Origin of the sequence: Cellulomonas timonensis, from assembly GCF_900046455.1 — a bacterium.
In the GTDB taxonomy this organism is placed as follows: domain Bacteria; phylum Actinomycetota; class Actinomycetes; order Actinomycetales; family Cellulomonadaceae; genus Cellulomonas_A; species Cellulomonas_A timonensis.
Map to the genome: position 1 here is coordinate 567,971 of NZ_FCOT01000012.1, position 20,381 is coordinate 588,351.

21 protein-coding genes are annotated in these 20,381 nt (G+C 74.4%); 12 read left to right on the forward strand and 9 right to left on the reverse strand.

Going from position 1 to position 20,381, the window contains the following annotated elements; translation table 11 throughout:
• The first annotated feature begins 24 nt into the window (after positions 1–24).
• Positions 25–1,701 (forward strand): glycosyl hydrolase 53 family protein, encoded by a 1,677-nt coding sequence (locus tag BN3788_RS11035; protein WP_066585771.1) that lies wholly within the window; start codon positions 25–27, stop codon positions 1,699–1,701.
• A 63-nt stretch (positions 1,702–1,764) separates the two neighbouring features.
• Here BN3788_RS11035 and BN3788_RS11040 read toward each other — a convergent pair whose 3' ends face one another.
• The 4 genes from BN3788_RS11040 to BN3788_RS11055 form a co-directional block, all read right to left on the reverse strand.
• The gene (locus BN3788_RS11040) at positions 1,765–2,217 is read right to left on the reverse strand and encodes a hypothetical protein (protein WP_066585783.1); all 453 of its coding nucleotides are present in this window, start codon (positions 2,215–2,217) and stop codon (positions 1,765–1,767) included.
• A 138-nt stretch (positions 2,218–2,355) separates the two neighbouring features.
• Positions 2,356–3,741, reverse strand: a complete 1,386-nt coding sequence (locus BN3788_RS11045; protein ID WP_147525111.1) for a hypothetical protein — start codon at positions 3,739–3,741, stop codon at positions 2,356–2,358.
• A 231-nt stretch (positions 3,742–3,972) separates the two neighbouring features.
• The gene (locus tag BN3788_RS11050; protein ID WP_066587106.1) at positions 3,973–4,470 is read right to left on the reverse strand and encodes an RNA polymerase sigma factor; all 498 of its coding nucleotides are present in this window, start codon (positions 4,468–4,470) and stop codon (positions 3,973–3,975) included.
• A 218-nt stretch (positions 4,471–4,688) separates the two neighbouring features.
• A complete protein-coding gene (locus BN3788_RS11055; RefSeq protein WP_066585791.1) occupies positions 4,689–6,011 on the reverse strand; it encodes a MinD/ParA family ATP-binding protein in 1,323 nt (440 codons plus the stop codon).
• A 144-nt stretch (positions 6,012–6,155) separates the two neighbouring features.
• On the opposite strand from BN3788_RS11055, the gene BN3788_RS11060 reads away from it, so the two are divergent.
• Positions 6,156–6,884, forward strand: coding sequence for a glutamine amidotransferase (locus BN3788_RS11060; protein WP_066585794.1), 729 nt, complete (start codon positions 6,156–6,158; stop codon positions 6,882–6,884).
• A 143-nt stretch (positions 6,885–7,027) separates the two neighbouring features.
• Positions 7,028–7,477: a hypothetical protein gene (locus tag BN3788_RS11065; RefSeq protein ID WP_066585797.1), complete on the forward strand. Its 450-nt coding sequence runs from the start codon at positions 7,028–7,030 to the stop codon at positions 7,475–7,477.
• A 4-nt stretch (positions 7,478–7,481) separates the two neighbouring features.
• Here the strand turns inward: BN3788_RS11065 and BN3788_RS11070 are convergent, their stop codons facing one another.
• Positions 7,482–8,060: a nucleotidyltransferase family protein gene (locus tag BN3788_RS11070; protein ID WP_066587108.1), complete on the reverse strand. Its 579-nt coding sequence runs from the start codon at positions 8,058–8,060 to the stop codon at positions 7,482–7,484.
• Positions 8,061–8,117: 57 nt separating this feature from the next.
• Between BN3788_RS11070 and BN3788_RS11075 the strand changes: the two genes are divergently transcribed.
• Positions 8,118–8,897 carry an endonuclease/exonuclease/phosphatase family protein gene (locus BN3788_RS11075; RefSeq protein ID WP_066585800.1) on the forward strand — a complete coding sequence of 260 codons (780 nt, stop codon included), beginning with the start codon at positions 8,118–8,120 and terminating at the stop codon, positions 8,895–8,897.
• Here BN3788_RS11075 and BN3788_RS11080 read toward each other — a convergent pair.
• The gene (locus BN3788_RS11080; RefSeq protein WP_234346606.1) at positions 8,875–9,318 is read right to left on the reverse strand and encodes an ATP-binding protein; all 444 of its coding nucleotides are present in this window, start codon (positions 9,316–9,318) and stop codon (positions 8,875–8,877) included. The genes BN3788_RS11075 and BN3788_RS11080 overlap by 23 nt on opposite strands.
• 226 nt (positions 9,319–9,544) lie before the next feature.
• Between BN3788_RS11080 and BN3788_RS11085 the strand changes: the two genes are divergently transcribed.
• Positions 9,545–10,972, forward strand: a complete 1,428-nt coding sequence (locus BN3788_RS11085) for an MFS transporter (RefSeq protein WP_066585802.1) — start codon at positions 9,545–9,547, stop codon at positions 10,970–10,972.
• Positions 10,973–10,986: 14 nt separating this feature from the next.
• Positions 10,987–11,235 (forward strand): hypothetical protein, encoded by a 249-nt coding sequence (locus tag BN3788_RS11090; RefSeq protein ID WP_147525112.1) that lies wholly within the window; start codon positions 10,987–10,989, stop codon positions 11,233–11,235.
• Positions 11,236–11,384: 149 nt separating this feature from the next.
• On the opposite strand, the gene BN3788_RS11095 is transcribed toward BN3788_RS11090, so the two are convergent.
• Together BN3788_RS11095 and BN3788_RS11100 are read right to left on the reverse strand one after the other, a co-directional pair.
• Positions 11,385–13,001 carry an ammonium transporter gene (locus tag BN3788_RS11095; protein WP_066585807.1) on the reverse strand — a complete coding sequence of 539 codons (1,617 nt, stop codon included), beginning with the start codon at positions 12,999–13,001 and terminating at the stop codon, positions 11,385–11,387.
• A 143-nt stretch (positions 13,002–13,144) separates the two neighbouring features.
• Complete coding sequence (locus BN3788_RS11100) at positions 13,145–13,435, reverse strand: hypothetical protein (RefSeq protein ID WP_066585810.1); 291 nt, start codon at positions 13,433–13,435, stop codon at positions 13,145–13,147.
• 163 nt (positions 13,436–13,598) lie between these two features.
• On the opposite strand from BN3788_RS11100, the gene BN3788_RS11105 reads away from it, so the two are divergent.
• The 5 genes from BN3788_RS11105 to BN3788_RS11125 all read left to right on the forward strand — a co-directional run bounded on the left by BN3788_RS11105 (position 13,599) and on the right by BN3788_RS11125 (position 19,608).
• Positions 13,599–13,832 carry a hypothetical protein gene (locus tag BN3788_RS11105; protein ID WP_147525113.1) on the forward strand — a complete coding sequence of 78 codons (234 nt, stop codon included), beginning with the start codon at positions 13,599–13,601 and terminating at the stop codon, positions 13,830–13,832.
• Positions 13,814–16,747, forward strand: coding sequence for a helix-turn-helix transcriptional regulator (locus BN3788_RS20120; protein ID WP_315969759.1), 2,934 nt, complete (start codon positions 13,814–13,816; stop codon positions 16,745–16,747). The genes BN3788_RS11105 and BN3788_RS20120 overlap by 19 nt, the downstream gene beginning before the upstream one ends.
• A 71-nt stretch (positions 16,748–16,818) precedes the next feature.
• A complete protein-coding gene (locus BN3788_RS11115; RefSeq protein WP_066585823.1) occupies positions 16,819–18,027 on the forward strand; it encodes a cobalamin-independent methionine synthase II family protein in 1,209 nt (402 codons plus the stop codon).
• A 97-nt stretch (positions 18,028–18,124) separates the two neighbouring features.
• A complete protein-coding gene (locus BN3788_RS19520) occupies positions 18,125–18,850 on the forward strand; it encodes a DUF5701 family protein (RefSeq protein ID WP_066585826.1) in 726 nt (241 codons plus the stop codon).
• Positions 18,851–18,981: 131 nt separating this feature from the next.
• Positions 18,982–19,608: an alpha/beta fold hydrolase gene (locus BN3788_RS11125; protein WP_199824765.1), complete on the forward strand. Its 627-nt coding sequence runs from the start codon at positions 18,982–18,984 to the stop codon at positions 19,606–19,608.
• Between the two features lie 38 nt (positions 19,609–19,646).
• Here the strand turns inward: BN3788_RS11125 and BN3788_RS11130 are convergent, their stop codons facing one another.
• Complete coding sequence (locus BN3788_RS11130; protein ID WP_066585832.1) at positions 19,647–19,859, reverse strand: DUF1918 domain-containing protein; 213 nt, start codon at positions 19,857–19,859, stop codon at positions 19,647–19,649.
• 207 nt (positions 19,860–20,066) lie between these two features.
• Here BN3788_RS11130 and BN3788_RS11135 point away from each other — a divergent pair, with 207 nt between their 5' ends.
• Positions 20,067–20,315 (forward strand): hypothetical protein, encoded by a 249-nt coding sequence (locus BN3788_RS11135; RefSeq protein WP_222705424.1) that lies wholly within the window; start codon positions 20,067–20,069, stop codon positions 20,313–20,315.
• Positions 20,316–20,381 lie beyond the last annotated feature (66 nt).

Consider the following 20,381-nt stretch of genomic DNA (forward strand, 5'->3'; position numbering starts at 1 on the left):
GATCCACACGATCCCGTTCCACGCATGGCTCCGGCGTTCGGCTGGCCACGGCCCCGCCTCTCCGCGTTGGCGCTGGCCGGCGTGCTCGCGCTCGCCGCGGCCACACCGGCCGCCGCGACGCCCGGCTCCGGCCCGCAGGCCCGCGACAAGGCGCCCCAGCAGGTCGGCGCGCTGGTGAACGGCGGCTTCGAGGCGGGCCTCACCGGCTGGAAGGTCACCGGGGCCACGGGCGCCGCGAAGGTCGAGGGCCCCGGGCACGACGGCTCGGCGCAGCGCCTCGCCCACTGGTCCGCCAGCGCGTACGACGTGCGCACCCGGCAGACGGTGAAGCGCCTGGCGCCGGGCTGGTGGACGGTCAGCGCATGGGTGAAGTCCGGTGGGGCGCTCGACGCGACCACGCTCGGCCTCACCGGCTGCGGCGTGGACGACGTGACGACCACCCCGCTCACCGAGCAGGACGACGCGTGGGTGCGGCTGTCCGTGTCCGCGAAGGTCCGCGGCGGATCCTGCACCGTGGAGATCGCCACGCGCGGGCCGGGCGGCGCCTGGGCCAACGTGGACGACGTGACCCTCACGCCGGGGCAGGTCTCGCGGGACGTGCGCGGCGGCGACCTGTCCGGGCTCGCCAAGAACGAGGACCATGGCGCCACGTACAAGACGGCGAAGGGCAAGGCCGGGGACGCGGTGCGGATCCTCGCCGACGCCGGGATGAACGTGGGACGGCTCAAGGTGTGGGTGGACCCGGCGGACGGGTACAACGACCGCGAGCACGTCGTGGCGACGGCCAAGCGCATCAAGGCCGCGGGCATGGGCCTGTTGGTCGACTTCCACTACTCGGACCGCTGGACCGACCCGGGCGCGCAGGGCGTGCCGTCCGCGTGGGCGGGCCAGTCCCCGGCCGAGCTCCAGCAGTCCGTCCACGACCACACGCGCGACGTGCTCGACGCCCTCGCGGCCGAGGGCATCACCGCCGACTACGTCCAGGTGGGGAACGAGATCAACCCGGGGATGCTGTGGCCGTGGGGCCAGACCTGGGACGTCGACACCACCGACGGCGTCGTGGGCGCGCAGTGGGACAACCTGGCCGCGTTCCTCACCGCGGGAGCCCAGGCGGTGCGCGAGGTGGACCCCGACACCCGCGTGATCCTGCACTTGACGAACATCAACAACGGCATCGGCTCACTGACCTGGTGGTTCGACGAGGTCACCGCCAGGTCAGTCCCGTTCGACGTGATCGGCCTGTCCTACTACGGCTACTGGCACGGCAGCCTGGCGGATCTGCAGGGCGCCGTCAGCACCCTGTCGCAGCGCTACGACCGCGACGTGCTGGTCGTCGAGACCGCCTACCCGTTCACCCTCGAGGATGACTCCCCCGCGTGGGAGAACATCATGAACCTCCCCGACGAGCTCGTCTCCGGCTACCCCGCCACCCCGGCGGGCCAGGCCGCCGCGCTGCGCGCCGTGCAGGACGTCGTCGCCTCGGCGCCCGGCGGCCGCGGCATCGGGACGGTCTACTGGGAGCCCGCGTGGACGGCTGTGGAGGGCAACGGCTGGGACCCGGAGGACCCGTCATCGGGCAATGCCTGGGAGAACCAGGCGCTGTTCGACTTCGACGGCCGGCTGCTGCCCGCGGCGAAGGAGCTCGCGGCCGATCCGTCGACCACGGCCCTGTGCGAGCACGGCGGCCGCCGAGCCCGCTGAGCGCCCTCACTGATTAGCTCAGCCGTCAGTGGGCAGTCCGCCCCGGTGCGCGGGGCGGGCTGCTCACCTGGACCGCACCGCCAGTGCCGCGAGCCCCACGGATGCCGCGTCCTCGAGGAGCGCCCCCGGCCAGTCGGGGCCTCGCGCGTCAGCCCAGCCCCGCCATGCGGCGCCCGTCCAGGTCCCCGCGAGGGCGCCTGCCGCCCCGGCGAGCGCGGGCAATGGCAGGGGCGAGCCCGCGCGTCGGGCGAGGATCGCCGCTCCGGCGACGGCATTCGCCACCCGGAGCGCCGGGCCCGGCGCGTTGAGGCGGCTGGGGGTGGTGGGCAGCTTGTCGATCACCATCTCGCCGACCACACCGAGCAGCAGCACCCAGCGCCGGACCCGGACCCTCTGCGCGGACCCAGGCTCGGGCGGCGGCCCAGCCAACAGCGGCGCCGCCAGGCCCATCGATCCCCGGCCACCGGTCGCCACACCGAGCACGAAGCACCGTGCGACGACCCCGCGCGCCGTCATCCGCTTCTCCCCCATCCGCCCAAAATGGCCCCTGCGGGCGCGGGCGGCAACTGGTGCGGGTGACGGCCCCCACCTGAGGCGGTGGGGTGTTCCCGCGGCCGGACGCCACGCCCTCCTGTGGCGCCCGGCCGCGGAGCCTCAGCCGGCGGGCGCGAAGTCCAGGTGCGCGTCCGCCACGGCCACGACGCTCCAGGTGCTGCCGGAGCCGTCGGACAGCTCGTAGCTGGGCAGCAGCACGGTGGCGCCGTTGTCGGGATGGGTCAGCCCGAGGCCGAGGCGCGCGGACGTCAGGGTGACCTCCGTGACGGCCCAGGGGAGCCGGGCGCCAGCGACCGGGGTGGGCGGGACGGTGAAGTCGGGCTCCACCGGCATAATCGCCATGTCGGGCACGGCCGCCTCGAGCTCGGTGGTGCGGGCCAGCGGCATGATCCCGCCCCAGCTGCTCCCGAACCGCGGGTCGGTGAGCCGCGCGACGGCGTCCGCCGCGCTGATCACCTCGAGCTCACCGAGCTCGACCACCGGCGCCAGGGACCCGTTGAGGCTCTGCACCACGCCATCGGCGGCGAGCTGCACGTTCCACGCCACCCCGGTCCGCTGCCCGTCGAGCAGCAGCTCCGCCGTGACGGAGGCGATCTCCGTCGTCCAGCTCTCGCCGAGGACGACCTCGTAGGCGGTGTCGTCGACGCCCATGGCGCCCAGCAGCTCACGGGTCCGCTCGATCGCCTGATCGGCGCCGGGGGCCGGCTTGCCGCCCTCACACGACTCGAGGGCGGGCGCGGGGGCGATCTCGATCGCCGCGCCGCCCGGGTCGGCGGAGGCGCCGCCGACCCCCGTGGACGCGCTGACGCACTGACCCGCCTGGACCGTGGGGTCGTAGTAGTTGACGCTCGTGAGGCCGTCGGGCTGCACCTGCACCGAGGGGCCGGAGCCGTCGTTGGGGCCGATCCGCCACGAGCCCCACTCCTGCACGGGCTCGCCGGTGACGCCGAGCGCCTTCGCGACCCTCTCCGCGGTCTCGCGCGAGTACGACGCCTCCGCGTCGAAGCCCCAGGCGGTGGCCGCTCCCCCGTCGGTGGACAGCCCCGAGCCGGTGTACACGGTCCGTCCGCCGAAGCCCATCGACATCCGGTCCTCCGCCATGGACAGCGCGCCACCGGCGGCTGAGGCGGCCTCCGGGGCCGCTCCCCCGAGGTCCACGGCCGCCGGGATGGAGCTGCCCGCCGCCGTCTGATCGGGGCCGGTCGACCCTGAGCCCAGCGCGTACCCGCTGGTCCCGACGATCGCGAGGGCTGCGACGCCCGCGGCGACCTGGAACCAGCGCGCCCCCAGCGTCCGTCGCTGTCGACGCGCGGCGAGCTCGTCCCCGGTGGCGTCCGGCTCACCGGCGGCCGGCCCGTCAGCGGCGAGGTCGCCGGTGCGGGCCGCGACGGCGGCGTTCAGGCGGTCGACGTCCGGCTCGGCGCCGGTGGCCGGGTCGGCGTCGCGGAGCCGGTCGAACGGGTCGTCGGGCGGGAGGGGCGGCACGCTGGTCACGGTGACCTCCGAGGGTCGGGATGGGGTGCGACGGGTCGAAGACTCTTCTGCCCCGTCTCCTTATACACATCTGACGCCGCCGTCGAGTCTTCCCGCCTGCGCTCCCTTTACACCCAGTAATTCCGCAGCAATTCCGTTGCGACGGGTCGAAGACTCTTCTGCCCCGTCTATGTGGCGTCGAGGCCGGGACTTGCACCCGGGGTGGTCAGGCGGGGTGGTCGGTCAGGCGGGGGCGTGCGCCGCCCAGGCGTCCTGCAGGCGGGCGCGGGCGCGGGACAGCGCGGCGTCGGCTCCGCCCCGGCTGATGCCGAGCACCTCGGCGAGCTCGGCGCCGTTGAGGCCCTCCCACGCGCCGAGGAGCAGGATGCGCCGGTCCCGGGGGCTGAGCGCGGCGAGCACGTCGCGCACCTGCTCGTCGGCCACCGCGAGGGTCGCCGGGTCGCTCTCGTCGATCTCATCGGGCACATCGCCCACCGGCACGGGGCGGCCCTTGCGTCGGTGGTTCGCGAGCACGAAGCCCGCGGTGCGGTACAGCCACGGCAGCTCGGCGCCCTCGGGCACGTCGGCCCTCCGCCGCCAGGCGACGGCGAGCACGTCGGCGGCCAGGTCCTCCGCGTCGTCACGGGGCGCCCGGCGCACGAAGTACCGGTAGAGCGCCGGGCCGTGCTCGCGCACCATCGACTCGAACCACGGCGCGTCATGCTGCGCGGGCACGCTCATCCACTCGGGGGTGGGCGGCGTGTCGTGGTCACGTTCGGTCCGCGGCGGCACGGCGTCTCCTGGGCTCGGGGGGCGCGCTCGGGCGAGAGCTCCTCCACCCAGCCTGTGTCGCGGCCCACCGGCATCTTGCACGCCGCCTGCGACATTCCTCGCACTGATGCCACGGCCCGGGCTCATGTCCCGCCGACACGAGCCCGGGCCGTGATCGCGGCCGGCGGCTACAGGCCGTCCGCCACCTCGGCGGTGACCTGCAGCCACGCCTCCCGGGTCCGCCGGGACAGCGCGTCGTACCCGATGGGCCCGCCGCTGACGAGCCCGCTGTCATACGGCACGTCGATCACGGAGCGGGTGAGCGCGCCGAAGTGCTGGTGCAGGCGCCGCCGCAGCCGGCGGTCCACGCGGGGGGCTGGCGCCGAGAGCACCGTCACCGCCCGGCGGATGAGGTCGTCGTGGCCGGTGGCCCGCAGCGCGTCGAGCGCCCACGCGGCCGACTGCGCGGTGTCCTCGCGGACGGTGGAGACCACCACGAGCTGGTCGGCGACCTCCACCGCCGCCTGCCAGTTCGACGCCCGCATGTTGTTGCCGGTGTCGACCACCATGACGCGGTAGAAGCGCTCGAGGGTGCCGTGCAGCTCGCCGAAGGCCTCGGCGTCGACGGAGGCGGCGGAGGCCGCGTCCTCGTCGGAGGCGAGCACGTCGAACTGCGCCGAGCCCTGCGAGCGCACGTAGTTGTCGAGGTCGCCCACCCGGGCCACCTGGAGGTCGGTGAACCGCGAGAGGTTCTGCAGCAGGTTGACCGCCGTGTTGGTGTGGCGCGCGTGCTCCGAGCGCCAGCCCAGGGTGCCGCGCGTCTCGTTGTTGTCCCACGCCAGCGTGTAGCCGCCGCGGTGGATGCCGAACGTCGAGGCGAGCAGCAGCGTCGCGGTGGTCTTGTGCGCGCCGCCCTTGGGGTTGATGACGACGATGGTCTTGGGCCCGTCGAGGCTGCGCTGCACGGCCCGCACGGCATCGCGGTGCCGGTGCTCGTTGCGGCCGGGTCCCACGGTGACCAGGCCGAGGGTCGCGCGGCGCACGGCCACCTGCCAGCCATGCTCGGCCGGACCGGTGGGGCTCTGCGACCGGGTGGCCAGCAAGTCGTCGAGCGTCGGCAGCGGGTCGCCGTCGGGCTCCGCCGCAGCGGGGCGCCGGGTGGACCTCGTCGTGCGGGCGGTCCGGCCGCCGGCGTGCGCTCCCCCGTCGGGCGCGTTGCGCGGGCCCTCAGCGACCCCGCTCGCCGCCTCCTCCACAGTCCCGTCGGGGTGGATGACCAACGACCAGGTGCCATCCGGGTCCTCGACCTCGGCGGGCAGCGGCCGTCCGGCGCGTCCCGCGAGCTCGGCGATGAGGCCGGTGACGGCTGCGCCCGCCTCGGCCATGCTGCCTGTCGCGACGCGCTGCACGATCCCCTCGATCACGATCTCCCCCGTGCCATCGGCCCGGACGACGGCTTGCACCGGGTCGGTCGTGTGCACGTCTTGAGCAACGGCTCCTGGCTCGCTCATCAGCTGGGCCTCCCATCGACGGTGACGATGCCGTCCCGAACCTACGCTGGACCTGTCGTTTTCGCATCGTAAAGGGCATTTCCGGCATTCGCGGCGTGGCGGGCCCGCGCGCCGGTGCGGCCCACGGCGCCTAGGCTCGGACCGGTGAGGCCCTTCCTCCTGCTCGCGTCACGCGCCGAGGACGTCGCCGCGGACGACGAGCTCGCGGCCTTCGCGCGGTTCGGCGGGCTGAGCCCCGACCGGCTGCACCGGGTGCGGATGGAGGCCGGCCCGCTGCCCCCGATCGACCTCGACGACTACGCGGGCGTCCTGATGGGCGGCAGCCCGTTCAACTCATCCGACCCCGAGGACGCCAAGCCGCCGACGCAGCGGCGCGTGGAGGCCGAGCTGCGCCCGCTGCTGGACCAGATCGTCGCGCGCGACGTGCCGTTCCTCGGCTCCTGCTACGGCGTCGGCACGCTCGGAGTCCACCAGGGCGCGGTCATCGACGGCCGCTACGCGGAGCCCGTGGGGCCCGTGCCCGTCACGCTCACCGACGCCGGGGCGGCCGACCCGCTCCTCGCAGGCCTGCCGCGCACGTTCGACGCGTTCGTCGGGCACAAGGAGGCGTGTGCTGAACTGCCCCCGGCCGCGACCCTCCTGGCGTCCTCCCCCACCTGCCCAGTCCAGATGTTCCGGCTGCGACGCCACCTGTACGCGACGCAGTTCCACCCGGAGCTCGACGCACAGGGGATCCTCACCCGCATCGAGGTGTACCGGCACGCCGGGTACTTCCCCGCACACGAGGCCGATCAGGTCGCCGCCCGGATCCGCGCCGCCGACGTCTCGTGGCCGCACCTGGTGCTGCGCAACTTCGTCCGGCTGTTCGGCTGACACCCGCCACCCCTGCGGGACGACCGGTCGGCGGATGGCCTCTTGCCGCACCGTCGCGGGGTCACTACGTTCACCATGCCCCCACCAGGCACGCGCCGTGCTCCGACTTCCCGATGGACTCCCTGCGATGAAGCGAGGACGACATGCCGCCCCGCGCGCACCCCCCGAGCCTGCCCACCACCCGTTCTGGGCCGTCTGGCCGGGCGGCCGCCCGCCGCCGGGTCGCCGCCGCCACTGGCGCCCTGGCGCTGCTCCTGCTGCTCCTGGTCGGCTGGCCCGTTGCCACGCGGATGATGTTCGACGCGCGCGCCGAGCCCGGGTGGGCGGTGGTGCAGGGCGTCCTCGGAGACGAGGTGCGCGCCGTGCACGACTCCGACCCGGAGGGCCCGACGTTCGCCCTCGACCTCGGCGCCGAGCAGGCGGCCCCCGGGCAGCGGGTGGCCGTGCGCTACGACCCAGATGACATGCAACGCGTCGTGCCGGCGGCGAGCTCGGTGTGGAGCGTGCCGCTGCTGCTCGGCGCGGCGTTCGCCCCGGTGCTGGCAGCTGTCGCGATCGGCGCCGCCGCGCGAGGTCGGCGCGGGCGCGGCTGACGGCTCAGGCCCGCGGCGCCGTCACCCCGATCTCGCCGAGCAGGTAGAGGAACGCCCTCGCATACGGGTGCTCGCGGACCTCGTGGGCCAACCGGTCCCAGTCGACCTGCTCGCGCAGGGCACGGGCGATCGGCAGCAGCCGGGTGTAGTCGCAGAAGTGCTCGCCCAGCACCCGCAGCTTCGCGGACAGCACGTCGGTGGCGTCCATCACCGGCATCCGCACGGCCAGCACCTCGATCACGTCGGAGCGGGCCAGCATCTCCGGGGTGACGGGCTCGCCCACCATCCGGAAGATGACGTCCACCAGGGCGCCCCGCCGGTAGGCCTTGAACAGCCAGTCCTCGGCGGGATCCCGCACCTCCAGGCCCGCCGCCGTGATCACCGCCTTGGCGCGCTCGACGTCCGCCTCCGCGATGGCGAAGTCCGCGTCGTGGCTGGGCTCCGGCGCCCCGCGGGCCCAGGCCGCGTACCCGCCCACGAGCGCGAACGGGATGCCCGCGCGGCCCAGCGCGACAGCCGTGCGGCGCAGGCCGTCCTGCAGGTCGTCGCGCGGCCCGCCCTCGGGTTCGACGCCGTCCGTCATGAGGCGTGTGTACACGACAGCGCGCGCCCGCGCAGCGCGGACAGGACAATCGAGCCGATGCGCCTCGCCACGTTCAACATCCTGCACGGACGCTCGCCGAGCGACGGCCGGGTGGACCTCGACCGCCTCCGGTCGGCTGTGCGCGTCCTCGACGCCGACGTCCTGGCCCTTCAGGAGGTGGACCGCGACCAGCCACGGTCGCATGGCGCCGACCTCACAACGGTGGCCGCCGAGGCCATGGGCGCCGACGAGCACCGGTTCGTGGCGACGATGCACGGCGAGCCCGGGGTGTGGTCGGCCGCCACGGGCGACCGGCAGCCCGCCGCGTCGAGCTACGGCATCGCACTGCTCAGCCGCCTCCCGGTGCTGTCGTGGCAGGTGCTGGCGCTGCCCGCGCTGCGGGGCCGCGCGCCGGTGCAGTTCCCGGGCGCCCGACTGCCCGCGCTGGTGCGGGATGAGGCTCGGGCGGCGGTGCTCGCGTCCGTCAGCACGCCGCACGGGCCGCTGACGGTCGTCGCCACGCACCTGACGTTCATCCCCGGCTGGAACGTGGTGCAGCTGCGCCGCCTGGTGCGCGAGCTGCGTCGCCAGCCGCGTCCACTCGTCCTGCTGGGCGACCTGAACGTCGACCCCCGACGCGCCGCGCAGGCGTCGGGGATGCGCGCCTTGGCGCGGGCGGCGACGTTCCCGTCACAGTCCCCACAGCGCCAACTCGACCACATCCTGGCCGACGGCCCGGTGGCGGCGGCCGGCGAGGCCATGTCGCTCGACCTCGGGCTGTCCGACCACCGCGCGCTGGCGGTGGACGTGCGGGTCAGTCCTGGTTCTCCACCGTGAACCACACCGTCTTGCCGCCGTCGTCCAGGCGTTCGACGCCCCATGCGGAGGACAGCGTCGCGACCAGTGCCATGCCACGGCCGTTCGGATCCGTGGGCTCCGGGCGGCGCACCCGCGGGCGGGTCGGGCTCTCGTCCGTGACCTCGACCCGGACCTCGTCCTGGTAGATCCGCACGTGCACGCGGATCTCGCCGTCGGACGGCCCGTGCAGCACCGCGTTGGCGACCAGCTCGCCGGCGAGCAGCTCCACCACCTGGTTCGACGCGCCGTGCACGCCTGCCGCCGCGACGGCCCGCATGATCCAGTGGCGGGCGGCTCGGGGCGCTGAGCGCTCGGCGCGGAGCACCAACTCGCCGGTCTCGGCGAGGGCCTCCCTGCGCCGCACGCTGCCAGCACTGCGTAGCTCTCGGACGTCGCCCACCGGTCCACTGTGCCCGACGCGTGGACGGTCCGCCGGGTGAACAGGGCCCAACATCTGTACTGGCGTCCAGATCCCCCGGCACCCCCTGGGGGATTTGCCGGACTCGTCCACATTTCTCCGCGTAGCCCTCTCACCAGGCACGTTCACCCGCTCGGCGCCTAACCTGACGAGACCCGGGCGCGCCGAGACGCCGCCGGGGACGCGGCCACGACGGCGAGGAGCGGGCATGGCGTCCGATGCGCTCGTGTACGGCACGGCACGCGCCCGATGGGTGCTGCTCGCCACGGTGCTCGGCTCGGCCGTGGCGTTCATCGACGCCACAGTCGTGACCATCGCCCTGCCGCACATTGGCCGCGAGCTCGACGCCGGCACCGCCGACCTCCAGTGGACCGTCAACGGGTATGCGCTGACCCTCGCCGCGTTCCTGCTGCTCGGCGGCTCCCTCGGCGACAGGTTCGGGCGGCGGCGGATGTTCCTGGTCGGGGTGGTGTGGTTCGCCGCCGGGTCGGCGCTGTGCGCGTTCGCGCCGAACATCGGGACATTGATCGGCGCGCGCGTGCTGCAGGGCGTCGGCGGCGCGCTCCTCACGCCCGGCTCCTTGTCGATCCTGCAGGCGTCCTTCGGCGAGCAGGACCGGGGGAAGGCGATCGGGGCCTGGTCGGGGCTGGGCGGCATCGCCGGCGCGGCCGCGCCCTTCTTGGGCGGCTGGATCGTCGATGTGGCGAGCTGGCGCTGGATCTTCTTCATCAACCTGCCGCTGACGGCCGTCGTGGTGGCGGTCACGCTGCGCCACGTCCCCGAGTCCCGCGACCCCCAGGCCGCGCAGTCGCTCGACGTGGGCGGCACGCTGCTCGGCGCGGTGGGGCTCGCGGGCCTCACCTACGGGTTCACCGCCTGGCCCGCCTACGGCCCCACCGACGTGCGGGTGGCGGGCTCACTGGCCGTGGCCGTCGTCGCGCTCGCCGCCTTCCTGCTGGTCGAGCGCCGAGCCGCACATCCGCTGCTGCCACTGCGGCTGTTCCGCTGGCGCCCGTTCAGCGGCACCAACGCCGCGACGTTCGTGGTGTACGCGGCGCTCGGCGGGGTGTTCTTCTTCCTGGTGGTGACGTTGCAGGTGGTCTCGGGGTACAGCGCGCTGGCCGCGGGCCTGGCCCCGCTGCCGGTGACGGTGCTCATGCTGCTGCTCTCGCCGCGGGCCGGGGCGCTGGGCACTCGCATCGGACCCCGGCTGCCCATGACCCTGGGGCCGCTCGGCTGCGGGGCGGGCGTGCTGCTGCTCGCCGGCGTGGGCCCCCACGCCCCCTACCTGACGGCGGTGCTCCCCGGGGTGGTCGTGCTGGGCCTCGGGCTCTCGCTGACCGTGGCGCCGCTCACCTCGACAGCACTGGCCTCGGCGCCGGACAACCTGGCGGGCGTCGCCAGCGGGGTCAATAACGCCGTGGCCCGGATCGCGAGCCTGCTGGTCATCGCCGTGCTACCACTGGTGGCAGGCGTGGGCAGCAGCCTCACCGACGCGGCCACGCTCGCCCCCGCCCACCGGACGGCCATGCTCGTGTGCGCAGGACTGATGGCCGCCGGGGCCCTGATCGCCTGGGCGACGGTGCCCGGCAGCAGCGCGGCCGTGCGACCCCGACCGGGCATGTCGGCGGCATGAGCGACGATGTGCGGGTGCCTGACTACCTCGCCCGCATCACCGTCCAGGACATCCCCGACGAGGCGGTGCGCGCCGGGATGGCCGACGCTCTCGGCGCCAGCGGCGACGACCAGCCGGACGGGCTCGGCCCCGACGGTGGAGCCGTGGCCTTCGAGGTCCCAGGCGAGGCGCCCGACCTGGCCACCGCGCTGGACGCCGCGCACCGGCACGCCGCCGAGGTGCTCGACGGCTTCGTGTGGGAGGTCGAGGTCGACCCGCGCTGACCCTGGCCGATGCTGAGCACTCTCGAACGCTGAGCCATTTTCGAACGCTGAGCCGACTGCGCGTCCGCACCGGGGAGTCCCCCCGACCCCCGGTGCGGACGGGCAGCCGGCTCAGAGCCCTCTGGCCCGGCGCCGTTGCCTCCGGCCCCTCACACGATGTCGACGTCCTGCCGGTACACGGACCTCGGGTCGACGCTGAACCGGTGCACGAGCTGCGCCACGACGGCGGCGGCGTGCGCGTCGTCCACCACCGCCTGCACGCGCAGCCGCTCGCGGAAGTCCACGCGCTGGTAGCGGCCCCGGAAGGACTGGACCACGGGCGTCGCGGAGTACACGGCCGCGTCGGACAGCACGATCGACTCGGCGCCCGCGGCGAGGAGCGCGTCGCGCAGCTCGTCGACGCGGCCGGCGTCCACCAGCGCGGTGACGAGCTGCCGCCCGGCGCGCCGCCGTCGTCGGCCGGTGTCCGCGGCCACAGGGACGGGCCGGTCGCTACCGAGGCCACGACCGGCGGACTCCATCTCGGAGGCCGCCACGCTGCTGAGCGCGTACGCCGCCGCGCCCTGCTGCTCGCGGTCCAGGTCGCCCTGCTCCGCGAGCGGCACCCGCAGCCCCACCGTCACGTTGACCAGTGCGGCGATCACCCAGCTCACCACGAAGGAGAAGACGGACACGCTGACGACGGCGATCCCCTGATGGCCGAGCAGTGTGCCGCCGCCGCCGTTGAACACCCCGTCGGCGCTGAGGGGGTTGATCGCGCTGTCCGCGAAGAACCCGAGCAGGAGCGAGCCGAGGACCCCGCCGGTGAAGTGCACGGCGATCACGTCCAGCGCGTCGTCGTAGCCGAGCCGGAACTTGGCGTGCACGGCGAGGTTGCACACGAGGCCCGCGATGACGCCGATGAGGATCGCGGCCCCGGTGCTCACGTACCCGGCGCACGGGGTCACTGTCGCCAGGCCCGCGACCGCGCCGGACGCCGCGCCGACCAGGGTCGCGTGCCCGCTCGTGAGGCGCTCCAGCAGCAGCCACGCGCACATCGCCCCGGCTGCTGCGACATGCGTGTTCATGAGCGCCTGCGCGGCGATCTCGTTCGCCTGCAGCCCGTCACCCGCGTTGAAGCCGAACCACCCGAACCACAGGATGCCCGCGCCCGCGAGCATCAGCGGCAGGTTGCTGGGCGAGGAGGACACGCGCGGCCAATCACGTCGCCTGCCGACCACGAGCAGCACCGCGAGCGCCGCGCCCCCGGCCGAGGCGTGCACCACCATCCCGCCCGCCCAGTCCTGCGCGCCCATCGCGGTGAGCCACCCCTTGGGGTGCCACAGCCACCGGGCGACCTGCGGGTACACCGCCAGCGACCACACCGCCAGGAACACCACCCAGCCGAGCATCTTGAGCCGCCCGGCGGTGGCGCCCGTGAGCAGCGCGGGAGTGATGACGGCGAACATCATCTGGTAGGCCACGAAGGCCAGCACGGGGATGGTGACGCCCGCGGCGACGGTGTGGAACTCCGGCTGCTCGACGTCCAGCAGCGCCGTCGCGTCGAACGCCCCCAGGTACTTGGTGCCCTCGTTGCTGAAGGCGAGCGTGTACCCCAGCAGCACCCAGGTCAGGGAGATGACGCCGAGCGGCACGGTGTTCTGCAGCATCATCGCCAGCGTGTTGCGGGACCGCGCCATGCCGCCGTAGAACATCGCCAGGCCGGGCGTCATGAACAGCACCAGTGCCGCGCACACCAGCACCCATGCGGTGTCTGCCTCGTTCATGTCGCAGCCTTCCCGAGAGCGCGCCCCCGCCGCTCTTCACAGGCTTCGGCGGCGGTCTCCCGCGCCTGCGCCCCCTGCTGCGAATGTAAACGAGTGGGGCATAGGGCGCGATTCGACCGCGGGGATCCGACCGCGGGGCCAGGTCAGCGCACTGGCGTCCAGCGCGGTCCCGCGCGGCGGTCGAGCGTGGGGCGGGTCGTCGCGCCGAGGCCATCGACGGTGGCCACCACGTGCCGTCCCACCGCGAGCGCGTGCTCGTCGTCGGCGACGGTGAACCGCACCGTGATCCGGGCCTCGCCGTGCGGCACCGCGAGGTCGGAGGACTCGACAGTGGCGAGCTCGCGCGCGGCCGAGGCCGCGGTGGGCAGGACGTCGGCCGGGTCGACGCCAGGTCGCAGGAGGCCGAGGCCGATCGAGACGCGGTAGGAGGGCACGGGCGTCCACCGTACGCGTCTCCACGCCCCTTCTGAGGCGCCTCAGGCCACCGCCCGACGGCGCCGGGCCCCCAAGACCCGTCACCTGACCGATCCGCGCGCCCACGCCTCAGGACCACTGTGCGAGGTGCGGGAGACCGCACCCATCGGACAGGAGAAGGCGATGAACGACATGTGGGGGCAGGGCCTGGACGCCGAGCTGGCGTACCGGAGGGAGCGGATGCTCGCTGACGTGGTGGGCATGGGCTCGCGTCGGCAGGCCCGGGACGGCGGGACGGGGACCACGGAGGGCAGGGTCGTCGAGGTCGGGCTGCTCACCCGGATCCGCCGCGCGCTCCGGCGGGCCGGGCGTGGGTGGGGCCTGACAAGATCGGGGACATGGGCCGCACCTCGATGACGACGCAGTTCGTGGCGCGGCATGAGCAGGTCGAGCAGGTCGCCGCAGCGCTGGCCCGGGCCGCCGAGGGGCGCCCGGGCGCGGTGCTGCTCGGGGCCGACGCGGGTGTGGGCAAGACCCGGCTGCTGCAGCGCAGTGCCGAGCTCGCGCAGCAGGCCGGCGCCACGGTGGTCACCGTGCACTGCGTGGACCTGGGCGAGATCGGCCTGCCGTACCTGCCCTTCGCGGAGGCCCTGGCCCAGCTCCGCGCGCTGCTGCCGGACGTGGTCGACCGGGCGCTGACGCAGCGTCCCGCTCTCGGGCGGCTGCTGTCGGCGGGCGCCCACGAGCTTCCCGCGGGCGAGGACCAGACCAGCCGGCTGCAGCTCTTCGACGGGATGTCCGAGGTGCTGGGCGCCGTGGGCCGGCCGGGCGCGCCGCTGCTGCTGGTCATCGAGGACCTGCACTGGGCCGACCCCTCGAGCCGGGACGTGCTGCGGTTCCTGCTCGCGCGGATGCGCCAGGAGCACCTGCTCGTCGTCGCGAGCTACCGCGCCGACGACCTGCACCGCCGGCATCCCCTGCGCCCGATGCTCGCGGAGATGACCCGGCACCCTCGGGTCGAGCGCATCGACCTGCCCGCGTTCACCGTCGACGAGCTCCGCGAGTTCACCACCGCGACGCTCGGCCGCACGCTGACCGAGGCCGACCTGCGCCGGGTGAGCGAGCGGTCCGAGGGCAACGCGTTCTTCGCGGAGGAGCTGCTGGAGACGACGGCGGCGGACGGCGACTCCCTGCCATGGACGCTGCGCGACGTCCTGCGCAGCCGCCTCGAGCAGCAGGACCCGGCGGTGCAGCGGCTCGCCCAGATCGCCTCGGTGGCGGGCCGGCGGGTCGACGAGCCGCTGCTGCGCGCGGTGGCCCAGGACGCGGCGGGCGCCGAGCTGGACGCCGCGCATGGCTTCGACGCGGTGCTGCGCGAGGCCGTCGCCCACCACGTGCTGCAGGGTGAGGACCAGCGGATCGCCTTCCGGCACGCGCTGCTGGCGGAGGCCGTCTACGCGGACCTGCTGCCCGGAGACCAGGTCGCGCTGCACCGCGCCTACCTGCGCGCCTTGGAGGCCGATCCGCCGCTCGGCCCGCCCTCCCAGGTGGCGGTGCACGCGATGCGCGCCCACGACCTGCCGACGGCGCTGCGCGCCTCCCACGCGGCCGCCCATGCCGCGGCCCAGGTGCTGGCCCACGTCGAGGAGCTGCGTCAGCGGGAGACGGTGCTCGAGCTGTGGGACGCGGTGCTCGACGCCGCCGAGCAGGTGGGCGCGGACCTGGTGGACGTGCTGCTGGCCGCCTCCGGCGCTGCGAGCCGCTGCGGCGAGCTCGAGCGCGCCATCGCCCTCGCCGGGCGGGCGGTCGAGGCGTCGAGCGGCGACGTGACCCGACAGGCGCAAGTCCGCACCGTGCTGGCCAGGTGCCTGCTCGCTGACGACCGCGTGCAGGAGGCGCACACCGAGGCGGGGCTGGCGGTGGCCGCCCTTGCCGAGGCTCCCTGCCCGGAGGCCATGCCGTGGGCGCTGGCGACCCATGCGCGCGCGGCGATGAACCTCGACCTGGACGACGAGGCGGAGCGCAGCGCGGAGTCCGCCGTGGCCAGCGCCCGCGCGGTCGGCAACGCCGGCGCGGAGGCTGACGCGCTCACCACCCTCGCGGTGCTCGTCGTGGACGACCCGGAGCGCGCGGCGGCGCTGCTGACCGAGTCCGCGGCCCGCGCCCGGCAGGCCGGGGACCTCGCCACCGAGCTGCGCACGCTCTACAACCTGGCCACGACGCACTACTACGCGGGGCAGCTCGCGCAGGCCCACACGATCGCGGCCCAGGCGACCACGCAGGCACGGGACGCGGGAGTGGCGCTGAGCGTGGGCGGGGTCACGGTGTGGGTCTTCTCGGAGATCGTGCGGTACGCGCTGGGCGACCTGAGCCCCGCTCCGCCCGACCGCCCGCCGGTTCCCGCGGCGATGGCGCCGCTCTTCGCGGCCATCGAGCTGTACTCGGCGGTGGCCCGCGGCGACGCGGACGTGATCGAGCGCGGCCAGGCGATGCGGTCGTCGTGGGACCGCGACGGGCAGCTCGCGCTGATCGCCGGGGGCTGCACCATCGAGGCGCTCACCTGGGCCGGGCGGGTGGACGAGGCCGTCGACCTGGCGCTCGAGCTCATCGACCACTTGGGCCGCACCTGGAACGACAACTTCTTGGGTGGCATCCGGCTCGCCGCCCTGGCCCTGGGCGCCCTCGCGGACGGCGCGGAGCGGGATCGCCAGACGGGCGCGGACCCCGCAGTGCGGCTCACGCTCGGCGCCGGCCTCATCGAGCGGGCGCGTGCCGCGGCTGAGCGCGGGCGCCCGAGGGGCGGCCGGCTCGGGCCCGAGGGGCGGGCCTGGCTCGTGCGCGCCCACGCCGAGCACGCGCGCCTCGGCGGCGTCGCCGACCCGGCGCTGTGGGAGGCGGCCACCGAGGCGTTCGCCTACGGCCACCACTACGACGGCGCATGCTCGCGGGCCCGCTGGGCCGAGGCCCTGCTGGCCTCCGGCGACCGCCAGGCCGCGTCCCGGGAGGCTGCTCGCGCGCTCCTCGACGCGCAGCAGATGGGCGCCGAGCCGCTCCGCGCCTGGGTGACGGCGCTGGCCCGCCGCGGCCGCCTGGACGTGCCCGGCGTGCGGGCGCCGGCCGTGGACCTCCTGACCGCCCGCGAGGCGGAGGTGCTGGCGCTCGTGGCCGACGGGCTGAGCAACCGGCAGATTGGCGAGCGCCTGTTCATCAGCGGCAAGACGGTGAGCGTGCACGTGTCGAACCTGCTGGCCAAGCTCGGGGCGTCGGGCCGCGCGGAGGCCGTGGACGTCGCGCACCGGCGCGGGCTGATCGGGGCGCAGGTCGAAGGCTGAGCACCCGCAGGGCCTCCCGGCCGGCTGTGCCACGATGGCGCCACCCATCCCAGCATGACTCGAGGCGCCCCATGATCCACAGCACTGACCGCATCCAGACCACGCACGCCGGCAGCCTTCCCCGGACGCCCGAGCTGCTGGCCGCGAACGCCGCCCGTGAGGCCGGCGGGACCGCCGAGGGCTATGACGCCCTGCTCTCCGACGCGGTCCTCGACCTGGTGCGCCGCCAGCGCGACCTGGGCATCTCCGTCCCCGGCGACGGGGAGTTCGGCAAGGCGATGAGCTCGGCCGTGGACTACGGCGCCTGGTGGTCCTACTCGTTCCAGCGGCTGGGCGGCCTGGAGCTCGACACCGCGATGGCCTGGGCCACCGCCGACCACACGTCGATGCCCGGCGACATCCGCCTCACCGGCTTCGGCAACCGCCGCGACCAGGTGCGGTTCCGCGAGGCGTACACGGACCCGGCGAGCGGCATCTTCGCCGCCGAGGGCCCCAAGCCGTTCCCGAAGTGCACCGGGCCGCTGACGTACACGGGCCAGGCCGCCATTGCCTCCGACGTCGCGAACCTGCGCTCGGCGCTCGACGCGACGGGCGTCACCGAGGGCTTCATCACGTCGATCGCGCCCGGCAGCGCCGCCCGCATCGCGAATGAGCACTACGCCACCGACGAGGAGTTCGTCTGGGCGTGCGCCGACGCGCTGCGCGAGGAGTATGTGGCGATCATCGAGGCCGGCCTGGTGCTGCAGATCGACGACCCGTCGATCGCGGAGAGCTGGGACCAGATCAGCCCCGAGCCCAGCCTCGAGGACTACCTGGCGTTCACGCGGGTCCGGGTCGAGGCGCTGAACCACGCGCTGCGCGGGCTGCCGGAGGACCAGATCCGCTACCACCTGTGCTGGGGCTCGTGGCACGGCCCGCACACCACGGACCTGCCGATGAAGGACATCGTCTCGACGATGCTCGAGGTCAACGCCGGCGCGTACTCCTTCGAGGCCGCCAACGTGCGCCACGAGCACGAGTGGCGCGTCTGGGACGACGTGAAGCTGCCCGACGGCAAGCTCATCCTGCCCGGCGTGGTGAGCCACTCCACGAACGTCGTCGAGCACCCGGAGCTCGTCGCGGACCGCATTGAGCGGTTCGCCACCCGCGTCGGCCGCGAGAACGTCATCGCCGCCACCGACTGCGGGCTCGGCGGCCGGGTGCACCCGCAGATCGCGTGGGCGAAGCTCGAGTCGCTGGTGCAGGGCTCGGAGATCGCCTCGCAGCGCCTCTGGGGCTGATCACGCCCTGAGCTGACGGGCCGGCTCCGTCGTCCCCTCCGCGTGGGCGACGGGCCGGCCCGGGAAGAACCCGGGTCCTCGGGAGCGTTCCGCTCGCATGCCCACAGTGATCACGTCTGTCGACCCACTGCTGCCCACCGTCAGCGCCGAGGCGTCCCCCGCCGCCACGGCCTACGACCCCGCCGCTGACCCGCAGGCGGAGCTCGACCGTCAGATCCAGGCGTATGCGGAGTTGGGCGTGGCCGACCTGCTCGGCCTCGACGCCGCGGGACTGCGCGCCGTCACCGAGCCCTTGCGCCCCGTCGTGGCGGCCCTTCCGGCTCCTCCCGCGGGCGACGACTACGTGCCGTTCGTGCTGGTGCTGAGCCCGGACGCGTTCGCGGCGCACGGCCGCGACCTGAACGACGCGGTGCCCGCGATGCGCCGAGGCCGCCAGCGCGGCGTCAGTGTGATCGACCGCGAGGAGCTCGCGACGTACCGCCCCATCGAGGGCGTCGAGCAGCCCGCCAGCCCGGTGTGGCTGCTGCACGGCATCGACACCGGCTCGGAGTTCTGCGGGACGCCGCCCGAGACCGCGCTGGTCACGGTGCGCGGCCGGGGCCGGACCCCGCTGACCATCCCGGAGGGCATCGCGCTGACCGTCGTGCGGCCCGACATGCTGCGCCCGAACAAGTGCTATTCGCTGATGGGCTCGCGTGCGGGCAACCAGCGGGTGCCCGCGGTGTGGATCAGCGAGCGCCGCGCGAAGCTCGGCTGGTGCTGGGACCGCAACCCGCACACCTGGCTGGGCGCCGCGTCCGCCGCCGGGCGCCAGGGAGCCTGACCCTGAGAGCCGCGCACAGCCGGGCGGATTACCCTCCGAATGTCAGTGCAGAAGCCGTTCCCGTCGGCCCACGCCGCGGGCGACCCGAAGAGGAGTCACCCATCACCGCCTCGCTCGTGTTCGTGCATGGCATGCGCACGTCCTCGGCGATCTGGGACCGCCAGGTCACCGCGGTGACCCGGTCCGGCCACCGTGCCCATGCCGTGGACCTGCCCGGCCATGGCTCCCGCGGCCGGGAGCGCTTCACGTTCGACGCCGCCCTCGACACCATCGACGACGCGGTCAGCGCCTGCCCCACGCCACCGTTGCTGGTGGGGCTGTCCATGGGCGGCTACGCGTCACTCGCCTACGCCGCGCGCCACCAGGGCCGGCTCGGGGGCGTGGTGCTGGCGGGCTGCTCGGCCGAGCTCCGCGGCAAGCCGATCGGGGCGTACCGCCGGGTGACACACCACATGTCCCGGGCGTTCGGCCTGGGCGGGGACGACTGGCATGTCGTGAACGACATGCTCGGCGCGCTCAAGGGCTACTCGTCGCTGGCGCACCTGCGCGTCCTGCGGCTCCCCGTGTGGCTGGTGAACGGCATACGCGATCCGCTGCGGATAGACGAGCGGCGCTACCTCTCGGTGCTGCCCAGCGCACGGCTGACGGTGGTGCCCGGCGCGGGCCACGACGTGAACACCCATGCGCCGACGGCGTTCAACCGGATCCTGCTCGACGCCGCGCACCGCTGGCGGACGCCGGGCGGCGTTCCCGCGTGATGGCGCCAGGACGCCGCCCGGCGGCGCGCCTGGGCTGGTCAGACGGGCCCGGGCGCGACGTGCCCGTCGGCGGTGCGCAGCGTGGTGTCCGGCCCCGGGAACACGAGCGTGCGCTCCCCCGAGTCGTCCCACTGCACGACGAAGGGCGGTGTCCCGTCGGCGTGCCGGAGCTCCACCACGAGGCCCTCGCGGACATGTCCGCCCACGACCCCGGAGCTGCTCATGATGCGATCTCCCACGGTTGCCTTCATCGCGCTCCCCCTGTGCTCACCACGTGTCCGATGCGCCTCGCGAGCCGGACGTCCGCGTCGGCGCCACCTCCCATCCTGCCCCGCCAGCCCACAGATGACACGCGCTCATGGGCCTCGATCCGGGTCACACACGCCTATGCACACCGGCGCCAGAGATGTCCAGTGCCGGACGTCCGTCCACAACATGCCCAGAGATAGTGGAAGATCGTGGAGATGCCCTACCGACCCGCCGGGAAACCCCGCCATCTGCCGAACAGTCCCTTCAATGCCGCCCGCGAGGCGGCGCTCGCCAAGATCGTCCCGCTGCCAGTCGGCACGCGGGTCTCGCATGAGCGGCACGGCCTCGGCCGTGTCATCGCGCTTGATGGCGACGCAGCCGTCATCGTCGACTTCGGGCACGGCGAGCGCCGCCGCGTCGCGCTCAACAGCCCCAAGATCGAGCGCCTGGAGGACTGACCGAGTCCCGCACCCAGCGCCGAGGCGGCTGGGCACGGGACTCGATGACGACCTCGGGCTCGACGA

Excerpts from the sequence above, each read along its gene's own strand:
- BN3788_RS11035 (WP_066585771.1), top strand. The coding sequence starts at position 25 with ATGGCTCCGGCGTTCGGCTGGCCACGGCCCCGCCTCTCCGCGTTGGCG.
- BN3788_RS11040 (WP_066585783.1), bottom strand. The coding sequence starts at position 2,217 with ATGACGGCGCGCGGGGTCGTCGCACGGTGCTTCGTGCTCGGTGTGGCG.
- BN3788_RS11050 (WP_066587106.1), bottom strand. The coding sequence starts at position 4,470 with ATGAGCGTGCCCGCGCAGCATGACGCGCCGTGGTTCGAGTCGATGGTG.
- BN3788_RS11055 (WP_066585791.1), bottom strand. The coding sequence starts at position 6,011 with ATGAGCGAGCCAGGAGCCGTTGCTCAAGACGTGCACACGACCGACCCG.
- BN3788_RS11065 (WP_066585797.1), top strand. The coding sequence starts at position 7,028 with ATGCCGCCCCGCGCGCACCCCCCGAGCCTGCCCACCACCCGTTCTGGG.
- BN3788_RS11070 (WP_066587108.1), bottom strand. The coding sequence starts at position 8,060 with ATGACGGACGGCGTCGAACCCGAGGGCGGGCCGCGCGACGACCTGCAG.
- BN3788_RS11075 (WP_066585800.1), top strand. The coding sequence starts at position 8,118 with ATGCGCCTCGCCACGTTCAACATCCTGCACGGACGCTCGCCGAGCGAC.
- BN3788_RS11085 (WP_066585802.1), top strand. The coding sequence starts at position 9,545 with ATGGCGTCCGATGCGCTCGTGTACGGCACGGCACGCGCCCGATGGGTG.
- BN3788_RS11095 (WP_066585807.1), bottom strand. The coding sequence starts at position 13,001 with ATGAACGAGGCAGACACCGCATGGGTGCTGGTGTGCGCGGCACTGGTG.
- BN3788_RS11105 (WP_147525113.1), top strand. The coding sequence starts at position 13,599 with ATGAACGACATGTGGGGGCAGGGCCTGGACGCCGAGCTGGCGTACCGG.
- BN3788_RS20120 (WP_315969759.1), top strand. The coding sequence starts at position 13,814 with ATGGGCCGCACCTCGATGACGACGCAGTTCGTGGCGCGGCATGAGCAG.
- BN3788_RS11115 (WP_066585823.1), top strand. The coding sequence starts at position 16,819 with ATGATCCACAGCACTGACCGCATCCAGACCACGCACGCCGGCAGCCTT.
- BN3788_RS19520 (WP_066585826.1), top strand. The coding sequence starts at position 18,125 with ATGCCCACAGTGATCACGTCTGTCGACCCACTGCTGCCCACCGTCAGC.
- BN3788_RS11125 (WP_199824765.1), top strand. The coding sequence starts at position 18,982 with ATGCGCACGTCCTCGGCGATCTGGGACCGCCAGGTCACCGCGGTGACC.
- BN3788_RS11130 (WP_066585832.1), bottom strand. The coding sequence starts at position 19,859 with ATGAAGGCAACCGTGGGAGATCGCATCATGAGCAGCTCCGGGGTCGTG.